Here is a 16,926-nt window from a genome sequence, read left to right on the forward strand (position 1 = left end):
CTATTTACTTTCAATAAAAGAATAAGACATCAATTTAATATTTATATTACTCAATGAAATCAATATTTTATATTTAGATTATTTTAAAAGTAAAACCTTATTTATTGAATATCGATTTATAATAGACTTCACTTTTAAATCTAAAGTAATTTAAACAAAGTATTTAAGTTACTTTAGCATAATAGAGCGAGATATTTATTATTCACATTAAGTTTATTACACAAATTCTATCTAAAATAAATCTTTAAAATTAACATTAAATGCCTTAACGCGATAAACATGAAATAAGTAGCATACTTATCTCAATCTGTTCCTAAAAACTCCAGTCATTTATTTTTAGTAAAACATATTAAATAAAAATTTATCTTACATTAAGAGTTCATTAATCACACCTTACTTTGTATTTTATTATATTGCTCAATTTTTATTTGGCTCTTATACTTTCTTAAGACAATTTTAGATAGGTATTATCATGAATATTTTATTGGTTGAAGACGATTTACAACTCGGAAAAGCACTTTGTCGCGGGCTTGAAATTGCGGGTTTTCAGCCATGTTGGGTCAGATTGCTTGCAGATGCTCGTGTTCAATTAAGTCAGCGTCCTTTTGATTTAATGCTATTAGATTTAGGCCTACCTGATGGTGAAGGGCAAGATGAACTAATTTCACTTAGAAAAAATGGCGAAAAAATTCCGATTATCATTTTAACTGCCCGCACTCAAATTGATAATTTAGTACAAACATTAGATTCAGGTGCAGATGATTTCTTACCAAAGCCTTTTGCTATGCCAGAACTGATTTCTCGCGTAAAAGCGGTTAGTCGTAGAATGGCCGGTTTTTCTTCACAAATATGGTCTATTGGCAATTTACAACTTAATCCAGCAAACCATCAAGTCACTTTAAATGACGAATTGCTTTTATTATCTGGTAAAGAATATCAACTATTATATGAATTAATGCGTAATACTGACAATGTGGTGCGTAAATCAGAGTTGGAACAACGTTTATTTGGTTTAGACGATAAAATTGAAAGCAATTCCCTTGAAGTGCATATGCATAATTTACGGAGAAAAATAGGCAAAGAACGTATTATCACGGTTCGTGGCGTAGGTTATTTATTAAAAAAAGAAACTAATTAAATGAAGATCCGCTCCTTCTTTATTTACACCATAGTCCTTCAGATTATCTCCATAGTTATGCTTTGGGGCGTTTGGTTAGCTTGGATACAATTTGATTATCTTGCCGAGTTCGAAAAAGTTTATAACAAACAGCAAGAAATTATTGCCAAGGGTTTTGCTAATACCTTAGAGATTGTGGCTGACCAACCTGAAGTTATCAAAGAAGTCGCTCATAATTTACAAGGCATGTATATCGATGCCATGCTTAATGGTGAAGATGATGAACTACAATATCTACCATGGTTTATTGCCTTAGATGAAAATAATACGCTGATTTATACTAATCGTCCTGAGTTGCCTATCCCTACAAGAGTACTCTCATTAGCATCAGAAAAAGTGTCTGTCGCTGGTGAAAAGTGGATACTCTCTTTTAGTTGGGGAGAAAAACATAAAATAAAAGTCTTTATTGGTGAATCCGTTGAAGACAGAGGCCATGTTATTGGTAACCCTGTTGAAGGCACCTTTATTCCTTTCTTATTTATTCTCGCAACTGTTATTTTTGCAATCTTAATTACCGCTTATTTTAGTTTACGCCCTTTAAGACAAGCTGCTGAACTTATTTCTAATCGCAAACCGCGTAATTTAACACCAATTAATGTAAGCCAGCAATTTAAAGAAATTCGCCCTATCTTTAAAGAACTAAACCAATTAATGGCCAGAATTGATGCGGCCAATATTCGTGAAAAACAATTTATGGCAGATGCAGCTCATGAGTTAAGAACACCAATAGCTGCAGTTATTGCTCAATTACACCTACTCTCCTTAGTCGATGATCAGCAAGAGCGAGAAGAAATTATTGATGATATGAAACAATCTCTTGATAGAGCTGCGGCTCTTTCTCATCAATTAATTGATTTGGCTCGATTAGAATGTGACAACTTCCCATTAAAAATAGAATCTCTTGATATCTATAACGTCATTGGAAATGCAATAGCACAACGCGTTCCTTATGCGATTTCTAAAAATATTGAATTATCACTTAATGAAGGGCACGCTTTAACGCTGAAAACCGATAAACAAGCATTACTCTCTATATTTAATAATCTACTTGATAATGCCATAAAATATTGCCCTAAAGGTAGCCAAGTGGAGGTTACTATTGAGAATAAATACGCAGAAGGTATTCATGTTATCGTGCGTGATAATGGCCCAGGTGTCGCAAAAGAGCATATCAATGCTCTATTTTCACGTTTTTATCGCGTTCCTGGCTCTAACGAAACAGGTAGCGGATTAGGTCTATCTATTGCACAAAATCTCGCTAATAAAATTCAAGCATCATTAATTATTACTGAAGGGCTAAATAATAAAGGGATTGGTTTTATTATTGTTCTACCTTTAGAAGTGAAATCATCAGATAGTGATTAATAGATAAATTAATAATATTCCAGAGTACAGGAGGTCATTATACCTCCTTTTTATTACCGTGATGAGGCACTAACGGACGTCATACCCAAAGATTAATTAACCAACGTAGGCCTGCTGTTACTATTGCTGCACTAAGCACAATTATAATAAAAGGCTTTTTCTGCCAAGTAAGTACACCCGCTACACCAACACCAATAATTTTTGAAATATCAGCAAGTTGGCCACCATCAAAAAATGTCGATGTTATCGCTACCGAAAACAGAATAACAATTGCCGATAATGAGAGGATCTCTTTAACTCTCTCTGATACCTCCGCTTTATTATTGAGTAATATTCCCGAAAGACGCATAGTGTATGTACCAACAGCAAGAATAATAATTCCTGTAATAATTGAAGCGGTGGACATTATACTTTCCTTATCACAAACAATACGCCTAATAACGATAACAAAACGGGGATCCCAGCAGGGAGGAATAATGTGGTTGCAAGTGCAATAATGCCTCCTATTATTGCAGCATGACGTGTTAGCTTATTTTTTAATGCAGGTAAACTTAATGCGAGAATGATCGCCGGAAACATCGCATCCAACCCTAGCATCTTTATATCTACAATAAATGACCCCAAGTAAACACCAATCATGGTTCCTAAAGGCCAAACAAATAAAATCCCTAATCCACAAGCCCAAAACGCTAATTTATTTTGTTCAGCAGTACGTTGAGATAAACCAAATACAACACTCTCATCATTTAATATATGAAAACCTAATAATGATTTAAGTCCCTTTCCGGGTAAATCCTTTACTGCTAGACTAAAAGGAATATGTCGTGCGTTAACCATTAATCCGGCAAGAGCTGCATATATTGCACTTCCTCCCATCGCTACAACACCAATAAAAAGAAATTCAGAAGCTCCCGCTAAAACAAAAATGGATAACACCAACGGCACCCAAAAATCAAAGCCTTGGGTATGAGCTAAAGCGCCATAAGAGATACCGACAATACCATCAGCTAATGAAACAAGCACAATATCTCTAAGTACGTTATTATCAAGACGACTGTTAATTTGCATAAAGTATAGTATTTTTTATCGAACACTTCGTTCATTATGTTGAACGATTGGTTTTTTTGCAAGATGATTTTTGAAGGAAGCTATGATGTCATCGCCTTGTGCGCCTATTGAAATTATTTCTCAAGCACTGACTAGAGAAAGAAAAAAAGCGGGTCTTTCACTTGCTGAAATAGCAAGACGAGCTGGTGTTGCAAAATCAACATTATCTCAACTAGAAGCTGGACAAGGAAACCCAAGTATTGAAACACTTTGGGCAATTTGTGTTGCGTTAAATATCCCTTTTTCTCAACTTATTTCAGCCCCACAATCTGAAATCAAAGTTATTCGCAAAGGTGATGGCTTTAAAATTAGTGCCGAAAAAGCGTATTACCATGCTTTTTTACTATCATCCTGTCCTGTCGGTGCAAAACGCGATATATACACCGTGATTGCACAACCAGGAAAAGACAGAGTATCAGATCCTCACAGTAAGAATGTCACTGAACATATTATTATTATTAGTGGTAGTGCAATGGTGGGAACTTTAGATAATCAGCAAGAATTAAAACCCGGTGATTATATTTGCTATCCTGGCGATGTCACTCATGTATTACGCGCTTTAGAGCCAGACACAACTGCCGTTATGATTATTGAACATCATAATTAATATAAAGAAACGAATTAACAGAGTAAAATTATTAATTTACCGCACTGCTATATAGTAATAAAAATCTGAAAGCAGTGCGATAAATTTGATAAAAACATCTGTCTAGTCAATTATTTTTTAAGTGCTTTATCAAGATAAATCTCTCGTAACCGTTGGGATAACTGCCCAACTACACCTTGATTGATATCTTGATTATCGATTGAAATAACTGGCCAAATTAATGTAGTCGCTGAGCTAATAAAAGCTTCTTTGGCTTTTTTCGCCTCATCAAGTGTAAATCGGCGCTCGATTATTTTAAGCCCTTCTTCTTGCGCTAATTGAATAATCGCTTGGCGTGTAATACCGGGTAAAATATCCTGACTCAGTGGCCGAGTAATGATTTCATTATTATGATTAACAATAAAGAAATTACTTGAACTACCTTCTGTTATATAACCTTCTTTAATTAAAATGGCATCATCAGCACCTTGTTGATGTGCTTGATGTTTAGCTAAGCAAGCCGCTAACAGGGCAACTGTTTTTATATCACAACGCTGCCAACGAATATCTTCAACACTGATCACTGAAATCCCTTCTTTTGCATTAGGGTGATTAACCACTGTTGAATGTTGAACAAAAGCCACTATTGTAGAAGAGACGGATGAAGGCGGAAAATCAAAAAAACGAGAGGAATCTGTACCTCGAGTTATTTGCAAATAAATAAGCCCTTCATGAAGATTATTTTTTTCAATAAGCTGATGATGAATATGAATTAATTGATCTTTGGTAATGGGTATCGATAAACCCAATTCTTTACATGATCGTTGTAATCGTTGGAAATGCCCGCTAAAGTCGATTAATTGACTATCGATAACCGCAGTAACTTCATAAACTGCATCTGCAAATAAAAAACCACGGTCAAAAACAGATATTTTAGCCTGTTCTCTAGGTACAAAGTGACTGTCTACATACACTATATCAGACATTTTACCTCCGCTATAAACTTGATTGATTTTTGATTTAACTTACCACCTTACTCCATCAATTTTATATTTCAAAGATGGTTTACCTACCTTCATACCTCTTTTAATTATATTTTTATTTAAAGAAATCATGCCATATAAGCAAAAATTGCTATAATTTAACTTATATACCAAACATAAGGATAAAGAGGTTACTATGTTAGATATTAATAAAAATAATCTCTCTCAGCTAACAGAGAAATTGGTGAAGAAACAATGCACTTTAATGAACGTTATCGCTATACTGGGTTTTATCGCTGGTTTTATCTGTATTATTAATCCTCTCTCTTCAGGTATTGTTATCAGTGTATTACTCGGTATTGTTTTTTTTGCTTGTGCAATATCCACTATTATTGCGGGTTTTAATAGTCAGCTCTATTCCGGTTGGTCAATGCTAATTACGTTATTAGCGGGTTTTATTTACCTTCTTTTAGGCTATATCTTTATTACTGATCCATTGCAAGGTATGCTTAGCCTCGCCTTTTTTATCGGCTTTCTATTTATTTTTGCTGGGATATTGCGCCTAAATGTTGGTTTCAAACAAATTAAAGATAATTTTTATGGCTGGTTCAATATATTAGTGGGTTTTTTAGACTTCGTTATCGCCTATTTCTTAATTGCTTTTGGTCCTGAAACCTCTGTTGCATTAGTTATGGCATTGATTGGTATACAACTTATTTTAAGTTCTATCACAATACTATCGATAACCAGTGCAATAAAAAGAATGACGCACTAATTGACTATTTAGTAATAATAATCTTATTGATTAAATATAGATTAAGAGCCACATAAAGTGGCTCTTAAGTAGAAAACAGAATAGATTATTATTAAGCACAAGGTAAACGCAGAGATACCGTATACATATTCTCTCCACACAGGTAACAATTTCCCGTTTTTTCAAAGACCATCACCTGAATACCGAGTTGTCCTACTTCAATGTTAGGCAATGCATCCGCCAAAATACTCTCTAATGCAGGCTCAACAATTTCAACCATATTAATAGGATCATTATTAGGTGTTGTATCGTGCAAGAAATTCCCTAAACGAGGATCATCAGCGTAGATTTCTAATGTTGAGCGATAGACCAATGTTCTTTCACTGTTATTTATCTTAGAGTAACCATTATAGATGATAACCATTTTTTGGATATTCATCTTCGCTACACGATTTTTAATTTGTAAACATAAAGAAGGTACAAGCCTAATATTGACAGAATTAAAGTAACGATCGCAAATCTGAGGAATAATGACACTAATACAAGGTTTTGGCGCAATATTCTTAATTTGCTTACTACACTCCCCCGTTAAAGAGTTATCAACAATAATACGCTCACGTCGAGAAAAACAGATATTATCGAAGATATCAACCGTAAAGAAAGAAATATAATGAATACCATTTGTTAATAATTGATTTTCTAATTTAACAGAGACTGCTGATTTATCAGTACATGGCAACATCTTAAGTTGATCATTAAAATAAAATCCAACTTGTGTGCTTTCACTAATATCACGACCTAAAATAAGATTAGCGTTAACGCAATAATTCTCACTATGATAGCTAAGAATACCATTTAATGTTGCAGGCACTTTTGGAGAAGGCAATTTCTCCGTTGTCATTTCAACATAAAAATCTCTTGATTTAATTGGTTTAGTTGGATCTTCGCTATTTTCAGTTTCAGCATGAAAGATAGCAATTTGTTTAGGTTCACTCTTTTTAAATTTGACTTTAAAATTTGCAATACCGTATTTGTTCGTTTTGCCAATATTACTTAGTTCACCATCAGCATTATAAATTTCTGGCTCGACTGCTAATGTACTATTCTCTACATCGTAAGTTAATTTGACTTCTTTATTTTGAACATCTTCACCTTCTTTATCTTGAAGATGTGCCACAAAACTTTTAGACACACTTTCCCACTGACTTGGCCATTGCATCGATTCTGAACGTATTGTCAGTAAGTCATCAAATTTTTCACAATTAGACGCTGAACAATCGGTGTTAGGATTGGTTTTAGGTGGGGTAACACGAATTTGTATCGGCGTTGCGTAATAAACCCTATTTTCATCATCTTCATCTTTTAAGATTAATTGTAATGATGCCACACCATTTCGATTACCCGTTAAAGAGATCTCTGTTTTACTGTCATCGACTATCGTAATGTAGACATCTTTGTTATTTGGCAAAATTAAAATGCCTTTCGGACTCGTACGCCATTCGGCTAAACGTAGGTTAATCCCCGTGACAACCACCTCATATTTGATAACTCGATTCATTTTAACTTCGTTATCAGGATCATCAGGAGATGATTTTATCTGATTAAATTTAATTTCCACATTAGGATCAATTACGACTTGAGAATCATCATCATAAACAAGTGGTGTCGGTGCTATTGCGTCTTTCTCACCTTGTAAAATTTTTTGTAAACGTTCTTCTTTTGTTTCGATATTCATTGAGTGATTTCCTTTCTTTTCCGATTCCATGTTTAGCTTAAAGCAAAAAAATCGAGTGAAAATTACAATAGAAAAAAGTCAACTAAGCATTGTTAATAGAAAAAAACAAAAAAACACCATATAAACAATAAGATAAAGAATTCCCCAAGCATCTTTCATCTATGGAAACGATAAAAAACACTTTTAACATAAAAAATAATTTAAAATTTAAAATATTTTTGTATATAGCTATTGACTGTTATGAAAATGTGATTAAAATCAATCTTAGAAAATATTTGTGACACGAATCACATTTTATTAATAGGATACTTAATATGAAATCAATGACTTCTTTTATTACTAATCTGCACCAAGTTGTTGTAAAATTATCTTCAACTCGTTTACTGTAATTATTTGATTTATAAATAAAATACAGCATAAAGCCAGAAATAGCACCCTCATCGCACAAAAGACTATTTCTGGCTTTTATTCACTCTACTGCGCTTATTTACCATTTCACTTACCCTCGCATTTTTCGTAACAAAAAATTCACCTTATTGAACTAAGCTCTCTTTTCTATACTCTTAATATACAACCCGCATTAACTATGAGGATATTTTATGCAGCAGCAACTGCTTACATGGATACGTCAATTTAATGAAGAGTACGCCCAAATTGCTTCTCTCCTACTCGTTTTAGCCATTATTTTTCTTGTCGCAATCATTCTCCATTTTATTTTGCACAGGCTGGTCTTGCCTAAAATTTCCAAGGCAATAAGTCAATACGATCAGAAATGGCAACTTTCTCTAGAAATAAATAAGCTATTTAGTCGTTTTGCTTTTTTAATCCAAGGTATTGTTGTTAATATCCAAGCGCTAGTGTGGATGGGATCGGGTAAAACCCAAGAAATTCTCACCACCAGTGCCCAAGCCTGGTGCTTAATTTTTGGCTTGTTGATGCTTTTCTCTATTATGGATCTCTGTATGCAGATCATGAGAAATTCATCCTCATTTGGCCGATTACCATTAAAAGGTATTTTTCAAAGCTTAAAACTCGCCGCCTCGGTGCTGATTGGGATAATGATTATTTCCCTACTTATTGGCAAATCCCCTCTTATTTTACTCAGTGGTTTAGGCGCCATGACGGCGGTGTTAATGTTGGTGTTTAAAGATCCTATTATGGGATTAGTCGCCGGCATTCAATTATCTGCAAACAATATGATAAGTCTTGGTGACTGGCTAGAAATGCCTAAATATGGAGCTGATGGCGCTGTCATTGATATTAGTTTAACAACCGTTAAAGTGCGTAATTGGGACAATACGGTTACAACGATTCCCACTTATTCTCTCATTTCAGATTCCTTTAAAAACTGGCAAGCAATGACAAAATCAGGAGGACGTCGTATTAAAAGAAGTCTTGCTCTTGATATTAACAGCATCCATTTTTTAGATAAAAAACAAATTGATAATCTAGAAAAGGCTCATTTGTTAGCGCCTTATATAAAAAATAAAGAAAGTGAAATTAACCAATTCAATTCCACTTTGGATAATGAATGTCAAATACCATTAAACCAACGTGGCATGACCAATATTGGAACCTTCCGTGCGTATGTTGAAGCCTATTTAAAAAACCATCCTAATGTCCATAAGCAAATGACAATTATGGTAAGACAATTAGCACCAACTTCGGATGGGCTTCCCATTGAAATTTATGCCTTTACGAACACCACTGTTTGGGTTCAATACGAGGCAATTCAATCAGATATATTTGATCATATCTTTGCTATTTTGCCTCAATTCGGCTTAAGGGTTCACCAGTCTCCAACAGGAAATGATGTAAGAGCACTCAGATTTCCTGTCGAAAATAATCCTCAATAAATCATTTTCGTATTAAGTAAAAAAGAAGAGTCATTCTTCTTTTTTACTTTTCTTATTAACAAATATTTTTAATCTCTTATTTTGTTATTATGTTAACAATCTTGTTTTTCTCTATATTTATGAAAAACGATATGTTATTTTTTACATATCGATTGATTGTTAATTCCTATTTATTTGATATTTTATTTACCACTAAAGTGGTATTAACTAGAAATTGTAACCATTTGTTTAATAATTATTTTTTTATATAACGTTATTAACATTTTTTATATTGATATAAATCATTATAGGTAGAAGGGTTATAACTTAACATATATATACAACTTTACTTGTTGTGAAAAATGTTAGGGTAATGTCAATGTCAAAAATTAAAAATAATACTTCTATTACTGAAATGAGTCGGCGTGGATTCATTCAGTCTGCAGCTGTTATTTCTGGTGCAGCTGCTGTTGCAGGAACGGTTTCATTACCATTCGCTGCTAATGCTCAAACTCCCCAGGGGATCCGCCCTGATGAGACATCTGAAACTATCAAATACAGTGCATGTTTAGTGAACTGTGGTAGTCGTTGTCCATTAAAAGTGCATGTGAAAGATGGCGTTATTCGTCGTATTTCTAATGAAACGATGTATGACGATTCAACATTTGGTCTTCACCAAATTCGCCCGTGTCTGCGTGGTCGTTCTGTACGCTGGAAAACATATAACCCAGATCGTTTAAAATACCCAATGAAGCGTGTTGGTAAACGTGGTGAAGGTAAATTTGAGCGCATTTCTTGGGATGAAGCCACTTCAATCATCGCGGAAAAATTAAAATATACCATCGAAAAATACGGTAATGAGTCCATTTATTACCAATATGGTACAGGCTCTACTGGTGCGAACTTACACGGTAGAACAGCATGTAAACGCTTATTAAGTACTGTTGGTGGCTTTTTAAGTGACTATGGTACTTATTCATACTCTCAATTAACCGGTATTGTGCCTTATGTTTACGGGGACATGTTGGAATCACTGTTAACAGAAATTGAGAATTCAGACTTAGTCGTGATGTTTGGTCATAACCTTGCTGAAACACGTATGTCTGGTGGTGGTCAATTCTATGAAACGTTAAATGCGTTAGATAAAAGCAAAAGTAAAGTTATCATCATCGATCCTCGTCGTACTGACAGTGTGACAACATTAGGTGCCGAATGGATCCCAATTTATCCAGGTACCGATGCTGCGTTAGTCGCTGCATTAGGTTATGTGATGATCCAAGAAGGCATCACCGATGAAGACTTCTTACGCGAATATTGTGTCGGTTGGGATAAACAAACATTACCAGCATCAGCACCTGAAAATGGCTCTTATAAAGATTATATTTTAGGTAATGGTCCTGATGGCATTGCAAAAACACCTGAGTGGGCAAGTAAATTAACGGGTATTTCTGTTGATCGTATTATCCAATTAGCACGTGAAATTGGTGGTGCAAGAGCTGCGTGGATCTCTCAAGGTTGGGGTATCCAGCGTACCTCAAATGGTGAGCAGGCATGTCGCGCGATTATGATGCTACCATTAATGTCAGGTCACATTGGCCGCCCTGGTACGAATACAGGTTGTTGGGGTGGTAACGTTGCTTATCCAGTTGCAAGCTTTGCTCTGCCTAATCCAGTTAAGACGTTGATCCCAACATTTATGTGGTCTGAAGCAATTGCTCGCGGTGATCAACTGACCAGCAAAAATGCGGGTGTCAGAAATAAAGATAAACTTGATACAGGCATTAAATTTATGTGGTGTTATTCCAGCAACGTGATTGGTAACCAACACGCTGACTTGAATAAAACGCATGATTTACTGCAAGATGAATCAAAATGTGAGTTTATTTTAGTGTGGGATAACCACATGACCCCTTCTGCAAAATACGCAGATATTTTATTGCCAGATGTGACAACTGTTGAGACTAACGATCTTATCAATAACTCTTACGCAAGTGGCGCTTACCACTATGTTGTCCGTTTACAAAATGCGATTAAGCCACTTTGGGAAAACCGCCCTTGTTATGATGTCTTAACAGACATTGCCGAAAAAATGGGCACCAAAGAACAATTCACTGAAGGACGTACTTACGAAGAGTGGATTGAATATTGCTATAACCAAATGCGTGAGAAAAATCCAGCGTTGCCTACATTTGCAGAAACTAACGATGTAGGAATTATCGATCGTAAATTACCTAATCGTAATCAATACGTTGCACTTGAAGCATTCCGTCAAGATCCTATCGCTAATCCATTAAAAACAGCGTCAGGTAAGATTGAAATTTATTCTGAAAAATTGATGCAAGATACTGAAGGCTGGGTTTTACCTGAAGGCGACCGTATCCCTGCAATTCCAGAATATTGTAAGAATGAAGAAGGCGTTGAAAACGTTAAGCTTAAAGAGAAATTCCCTCTGCAAATGACCGGTTTCCACGACAAAGGCCACGTTCACTCAAGCTACTATAACGTCGCTATGTTACGTGAAGCTATTCCGCATCAATTCTGGTTAAACCCAATTGACGCAGCTGAACGCGGATTAAAATCTGGCGATATTGCTGAGATTTATAATGATCGTGGTCGTTTAAATATTCTCGTTAAAGTGACAGATCGTGTATTACCTGGTGTGATTGCAGTACCGCAAGGTGCATGGCGTTCACTTGATACAACAGGTGTAGATACAGGTGGATGTATTAATACATTAACAAGCTGGCACCCATCGCCGTTTGCTAAAGGAAATCCACAACATACAAACCTTGTTGAAGTGAAACGTGCATAAGGAGTTAACTCATGAAGCAATATGGTTTTTATTTTGACTCCACTAAATGCACTGGCTGTAAAACCTGTCAAGTCAGTTGCAAGGATGAAAAAGATTTAGATTTAGGCCCTAAATTCCGTCGTGTTTATGAATACGGTGGTGGTAGCTGGGCAAAACAGGACGGGATCTGGACACAAAATATCTATAGTTATTATTTATCCATTTCTTGTAACCATTGTTCAAATCCGACTTGCGTTGCAGGTTGCCCAACGGGTGCTATGCATAAACGTGAAGAAGATGGTTTAGTGGTTGTTAACCAAGATATTTGTGTGGGTTGTCGTTATTGTGAATTACGTTGCCCTTATGGTGCACCACAATTCGATGAGAAGAAAAAACTCATGTCTAAGTGTGATGGTTGCTACGAACGTGTAGCACAAGGCATGAAACCGGTTTGTGTTGAGTCTTGTCCTCAACGTGCACTTGATTTTGATGATATTGAAGTGATCAGAGCAAAACACGGTACTGAGTGTGGTATCGCACCAATGCCTGATCCTAGCTTGACCAATCCAAATATCGTGATCAAAGCACACAAAGAAGCGAAGCCTTCTGGTGATAAAACCGGTTCAGTTCAAAATGCGGCGGAGGTATAAACCATGCATGAACTTCCTCTAGTCTTTTTTACTGTTTTAGGTTCATCAGCAGCAGGTCTGTTTCTTATTGCTTATATCAGTAAAAAATTAGGTCAAATTGATGAAAACCAACTACGTAATGCAAATATTTTAGCCTTGGTTTTAACATTAATTGGCTTAGGTATTGGTGGATTACACGTTGGTCAGCCACTGCGTTTTTTCAATATGCTTTTAGGCGTTGGCCGTTCTCCAATGAGTAACGAAGCGTTTTTAAGTGGTGTGTTTACAGGTTTTGCTTTTGCCACTGTCGCACTCACTATAATGAAAAAATGGAAAGGCTTACGTGAAATTTGTAACCTATTTACCGTTGTTTTTGGTCTAGCATTTGTTTGGTCTATTCCGCAAATTTATCATATTCCTACAATTGCTAACTGGAATACAAACTACACGACATTGCAATTCTGGATGACGCTGTTAGTTGGCGGTGGTGTATTAGCAATGGCAACAGGTGCTCGACGTTTAGGTGCATTGTCCTTTATTATTGGTGCCATTATTACTTTTGCTACTCGCTCTGGCTATGTTAGCTTCCTTGGCTTTACAGGCCCAGAACTCAGTGCTGATCAATCTCTATTTTGGGGATTCCAATTAGCAGTATTAGCATTAGGTGTGGTTATCGTAGGATTTACTGCTGTAAAAGCACAAGCATCAAAAATGACGCTAGCAACTTGTGCTGCTGCGGTCATTATTGCTGAGTTGTCAGGTCGTATCGCCTTCTATAATTTATGGCATATTACAATGTAATCTTGACGTTATGACTGATTAATCAGTTATAAAAAAGAAACAAAAATGCATACCCGAAAAAGGTATGCATTTTTTTAGAATGAAGAACCAGGTTGCTGCAAAAAGTCTAATTCTTCAGGTGTAGATGTTCGTCCTAAAATTTCATTACGGTGAGGATAGCGACCATATTTATCAATAATTTCTTTGTGTCTTAATTCATATTGATAAGTATTGTCATCATTAAGCTGAGAAAACAAGATAACCGCATCTTGATGAATTTTAGGGGATTCTGAATGCATAAATGGCATGATCATAAACTTACGTTTAACCGGTGTTAATGTCAGATACTCAGGTAACCTGATAGCTTCTTGCGCTAAGATTAATGCCATATTATCTTGGGCAAAAGCTTTTGGCGTATCTCGCCAAATATTACGTGAGAATTGATCAAGAATAATCACCTCAGCTAAACGCCCTTCTATCGTTTCTCTCCATGATGCCAACTCGCCACGACTCGCGCTTAAACATAATTCACCAAATCTACGGCTAATTTCTTTATCAAACTGAGGATCTTTTTTAAACCATTGCTCTGGTGTGCATTCTTCAAACCAAAACGTCAAAGTTGATTGATAAGGGATCATAAAAACTACCACGCTAGTTGTTTATTAATCAAAACAGCGTTTATTTTCTTTACAATAAACGTCATTGACAGGTTACTACTTTTATAAATTACCATTTTAATATAGCAACAGCTATTAACCTCTATCTGAAAAGAATATAAAAATAAATCCCCTTTTCAATCTTAAAGGGGATTTTTAAATGCTTCCCAGCTAACGCTTATATCCATTAAGTCGCGCCATCCATAAGCCAAATTATCTACAAGTATGTATAAAATGGCATTCACTCCATTTATTACATTCTGTCGATATCATGATGTAATATAACTAACCTGCGCATTTACAAACATCAAATTTATCTCTTCATTACTATCCTGCCTTAAAAATCAGCATTTAAAAATTTTATTTTTTATAGTGAAACCACTAAAAAAGATCTATGTCGTTTTGTTCTATTTTTAGTAACCATCATTTTAGACAATAAAGATTGTTATAAATAACAATTATAATCAATATGTTATATTTCTATTTTTTATTTTTTAGCTTTAACCTTGTTATTATCTTGTGTGATTAAACCCAAAAGCAAGCAGAGATCAAAAGTGAGATAAATGTTTAAAATTTGCACATTAATAATGACATTTATTGAAAAGTTTGCCCTATTCCTCTGTTTCTTTAACAATTTTGGAGTACAATTGTGGCAATTTATTTACTGAATGATCTATTATGTCTGCTATCTCTATTATTGGAATAAGCTACCTTATTGGTGCTATTATATCGTTTATTATTACTTTCTTTTTAACCAAAGATCCTAGCCTAGCCATGCGTCTTTTAAGTGCATTATTAATCGCCTTAACTTGGCCTCTTAGCTTCCCTATGGCACTTATTTTCTCTATTTTTAGCTAATTTTAACTTAATAATAATAGTTATATTCTATTCAATTAGAATAATAACTATTTATATTTCTTCTCTTAAATAAATATATTTATCACTTTGCAAAAATAACACTTTTAGCTTAGATTTTATCTAAAAAAGACTATCTAATTGCTCGTTATTTTATTCACCTAATTGTAATCTTATCAATTCATATCAGTATGTTATAATTAATACTCAAATTATCGTAAATAGCGCACCATTTTAAAAACCTAAAATTAGATTAAATATTTTTATAAATTTACAATCAAACCTAATTTCATTACAGTATCTTCTGTAAATTGGTCGAATACATGTATTACTTACTACCACTAATAATAATTTTTAATTAGAGCTAGAATATGTTTAGTGAAAATGTCATTACAGATATTATCTATTGGATTGAAGAAAATTTAGAGAAAGATCTAAAGCTTGAGAATGTTTCGCAAAAATCAGGATATTCCAAATGGCATCTTCAACGCATATTTAAAGAACACACAGGATTAACATTAGCGTCTTATATTCGAGCAAGACGACTCTCTTGTGCTGCAGTTGAATTACGCTTGCAAAGAACACCACTGCTGGATATTGCATTAAAATATCGTTTTGATTCTCAGCAGACATTCTCAAGAGCGTTTAAAAAGTTATTTGATATAACCCCCTATAATTATCGTAGAAAAGAGAATTGGCAAGCTTATGGCTTTACATTACCGTTAAGAAAATTTAGTGGTTTTAATTTAGATATCGAAATCGTCACAATAGACTCGCTTCCATTAATCGGTATAGAGCATACCTATAAAGCTAATATGATTGATTGGAATTTTAATACAGAAAAAGCGCGAGAAGAATACTGGAAAGTCTTCTTTCAACAGAAGCTCTCCAAGCATGAACGGGTTTATGCTTTACATAATATTTTATCTAATAAAAATAATGAATTAACAATAAAATATGCAACCATGATGGAAAATAAACCTGACGCTTATCATTCTCAATTCAAAGATCATGCTCATATAAAGGATACAAAGTATTTAAAATTTAGTATTCCAGAAGCATTATTAAAATTAGATTATAAAGATATTATCTATAATACCTATGGTATTTTACTTAGAAAACTTAATATCCCAAGAAAAAATGGTGCTCCCGATATTGAAGAGTATATATTTCAAGATGATTATCCTGTTGCAATTCTCGCTACTAATCCTGCATCATTATTAAAAGATGTTAATTATTATATTCCAATTGAAATAGATAATAAGGATAAGGGTAAGGTAAAAGAGTAATTTTATCTTATTGATGAAAAGCCACCTATTTTAGAAGTGGCTTTTGTTAGATATAGAAAGTTGAAAATTAAGACTCAAGATCAAATTTAATACCCAATCACCTTTACCGTAAATTAATACCTATTTCATTCTGTATTCAGGTAAATTATATGCACCTATTTATTAAATACTTTTAGTATGTTACTAGTTAAAAGAGTAGCATCATTTAATAATTTCGTAGCAGTGTCAGTAATAACTTCAACATTAGCGAAAAACGCCGTAAACCCTCGCCCAATGCGGGCGGGGATATAAGGCGAAAAGCCTGCAGGGCTTTAAAGATCAATCAGACGTTGACTGACTCTGAACGTAGGCTCTGAGCGTTTCAATCGTTGCCCCTCCGGTGCT

At 34.7% G+C, this 16,926-nt stretch carries 15 protein-coding genes and 1 pseudogene; 10 read left to right on the forward strand and 6 right to left on the reverse strand.

Translation table 11 applies throughout. The features are described from left to right. The first annotated feature begins 472 nt into the window (after positions 1–472). Positions 473–1,138 carry a response regulator gene (locus DK858_RS02185; protein ID WP_109396037.1) on the forward strand — a complete coding sequence of 222 codons (666 nt, stop codon included), beginning with the start codon at positions 473–475 and terminating at the stop codon, positions 1,136–1,138. Continuing rightward, positions 1,139–2,542: an ATP-binding protein gene (locus DK858_RS02190; protein ID WP_109396038.1), complete on the forward strand. Its 1,404-nt coding sequence runs from the start codon at positions 1,139–1,141 to the stop codon at positions 2,540–2,542. Positions 2,543–2,621: 79 nt separating this feature from the next. Here DK858_RS02190 and DK858_RS02195 read toward each other — a convergent pair whose 3' ends face one another. Continuing rightward, entirely contained in the window at positions 2,622–2,951 is a 330-nt protein-coding gene (locus tag DK858_RS02195) for an AzlD domain-containing protein (protein WP_109396039.1), read from the reverse strand. Continuing rightward, entirely contained in the window at positions 2,948–3,610 is a 663-nt protein-coding gene (locus DK858_RS02200) for an AzlC family ABC transporter permease (protein ID WP_109396040.1), read from the reverse strand. The genes DK858_RS02195 and DK858_RS02200 overlap by 4 nt, the downstream gene beginning before the upstream one ends. A gap of 85 nt (positions 3,611–3,695) precedes the next feature. Here DK858_RS02200 and DK858_RS02205 point away from each other — a divergent pair, with 85 nt between their 5' ends. After that, on the forward strand, positions 3,696–4,256 hold the full coding sequence (locus DK858_RS02205) for a helix-turn-helix domain-containing protein (RefSeq protein WP_109396041.1): 561 nt from the start codon (positions 3,696–3,698) through the stop codon (positions 4,254–4,256). 110 nt (positions 4,257–4,366) lie between these two features. Here the strand turns inward: DK858_RS02205 and DK858_RS02210 are convergent, their stop codons facing one another. Beyond that, complete coding sequence (locus tag DK858_RS02210) at positions 4,367–5,221, reverse strand: D-amino-acid transaminase (RefSeq protein WP_109396042.1); 855 nt, start codon at positions 5,219–5,221, stop codon at positions 4,367–4,369. A gap of 193 nt (positions 5,222–5,414) precedes the next feature. Here DK858_RS02210 and DK858_RS02215 point away from each other — a divergent pair, with 193 nt between their 5' ends. Then, positions 5,415–5,993 (forward strand): HdeD family acid-resistance protein, encoded by a 579-nt coding sequence (locus tag DK858_RS02215; RefSeq protein ID WP_109396043.1) that lies wholly within the window; start codon positions 5,415–5,417, stop codon positions 5,991–5,993. A gap of 91 nt (positions 5,994–6,084) precedes the next feature. Here the strand turns inward: DK858_RS02215 and DK858_RS02220 are convergent, their stop codons facing one another. Next, complete coding sequence (locus DK858_RS02220) at positions 6,085–7,707, reverse strand: hypothetical protein (protein WP_109396044.1); 1,623 nt, start codon at positions 7,705–7,707, stop codon at positions 6,085–6,087. A 599-nt stretch (positions 7,708–8,306) separates the two neighbouring features. Between DK858_RS02220 and DK858_RS02225 the strand changes: the two genes are divergently transcribed. The 4 genes from DK858_RS02225 to DK858_RS02240 all read left to right on the forward strand — a co-directional run bounded on the left by DK858_RS02225 (position 8,307) and on the right by DK858_RS02240 (position 13,763). Next, positions 8,307–9,563, forward strand: a complete 1,257-nt coding sequence (locus tag DK858_RS02225) for a mechanosensitive ion channel family protein (RefSeq protein WP_109396045.1) — start codon at positions 8,307–8,309, stop codon at positions 9,561–9,563. A 358-nt stretch (positions 9,564–9,921) separates the two neighbouring features. Beyond that, the gene (locus tag DK858_RS02230; protein WP_109396046.1) at positions 9,922–12,354 is read left to right on the forward strand and encodes a DMSO/selenate family reductase complex A subunit; all 2,433 of its coding nucleotides are present in this window, start codon (positions 9,922–9,924) and stop codon (positions 12,352–12,354) included. A gap of 11 nt (positions 12,355–12,365) precedes the next feature. Continuing rightward, complete coding sequence (locus DK858_RS02235; protein WP_023581764.1) at positions 12,366–12,983, forward strand: DMSO/selenate family reductase complex B subunit; 618 nt, start codon at positions 12,366–12,368, stop codon at positions 12,981–12,983. Between the two features lie 3 nt (positions 12,984–12,986). Then, positions 12,987–13,763, forward strand: a complete 777-nt coding sequence (locus tag DK858_RS02240) for a dimethyl sulfoxide reductase anchor subunit family protein (protein ID WP_109396047.1) — start codon at positions 12,987–12,989, stop codon at positions 13,761–13,763. A gap of 74 nt (positions 13,764–13,837) precedes the next feature. On the opposite strand, the gene DK858_RS02245 is transcribed toward DK858_RS02240, so the two are convergent. Then, positions 13,838–14,380: a DUF924 family protein gene (locus tag DK858_RS02245; RefSeq protein ID WP_109396048.1), complete on the reverse strand. Its 543-nt coding sequence runs from the start codon at positions 14,378–14,380 to the stop codon at positions 13,838–13,840. Positions 14,381–15,076: 696 nt separating this feature from the next. Between DK858_RS02245 and DK858_RS02250 the strand changes: the two genes are divergently transcribed. After that, the gene (locus DK858_RS02250) at positions 15,077–15,256 is read left to right on the forward strand and encodes a GhoT/OrtT family toxin (protein WP_109396049.1); all 180 of its coding nucleotides are present in this window, start codon (positions 15,077–15,079) and stop codon (positions 15,254–15,256) included. 368 nt (positions 15,257–15,624) lie between these two features. Then, on the forward strand, positions 15,625–16,542 hold the full coding sequence (locus tag DK858_RS02255; RefSeq protein ID WP_109396050.1) for a helix-turn-helix domain-containing protein: 918 nt from the start codon (positions 15,625–15,627) through the stop codon (positions 16,540–16,542). Between the two features lie 318 nt (positions 16,543–16,860). Here the strand turns inward: DK858_RS02255 and DK858_RS02260 are convergent. Beyond that, positions 16,861–16,926: pseudogene (locus DK858_RS02260) on the reverse strand (IS200/IS605 family transposase); the annotation flags it as partial.

The organism is Proteus faecis, assembly GCF_003144395.1.
GTDB lineage: Bacteria > Pseudomonadota > Gammaproteobacteria > Enterobacterales > Enterobacteriaceae > Proteus > Proteus faecis.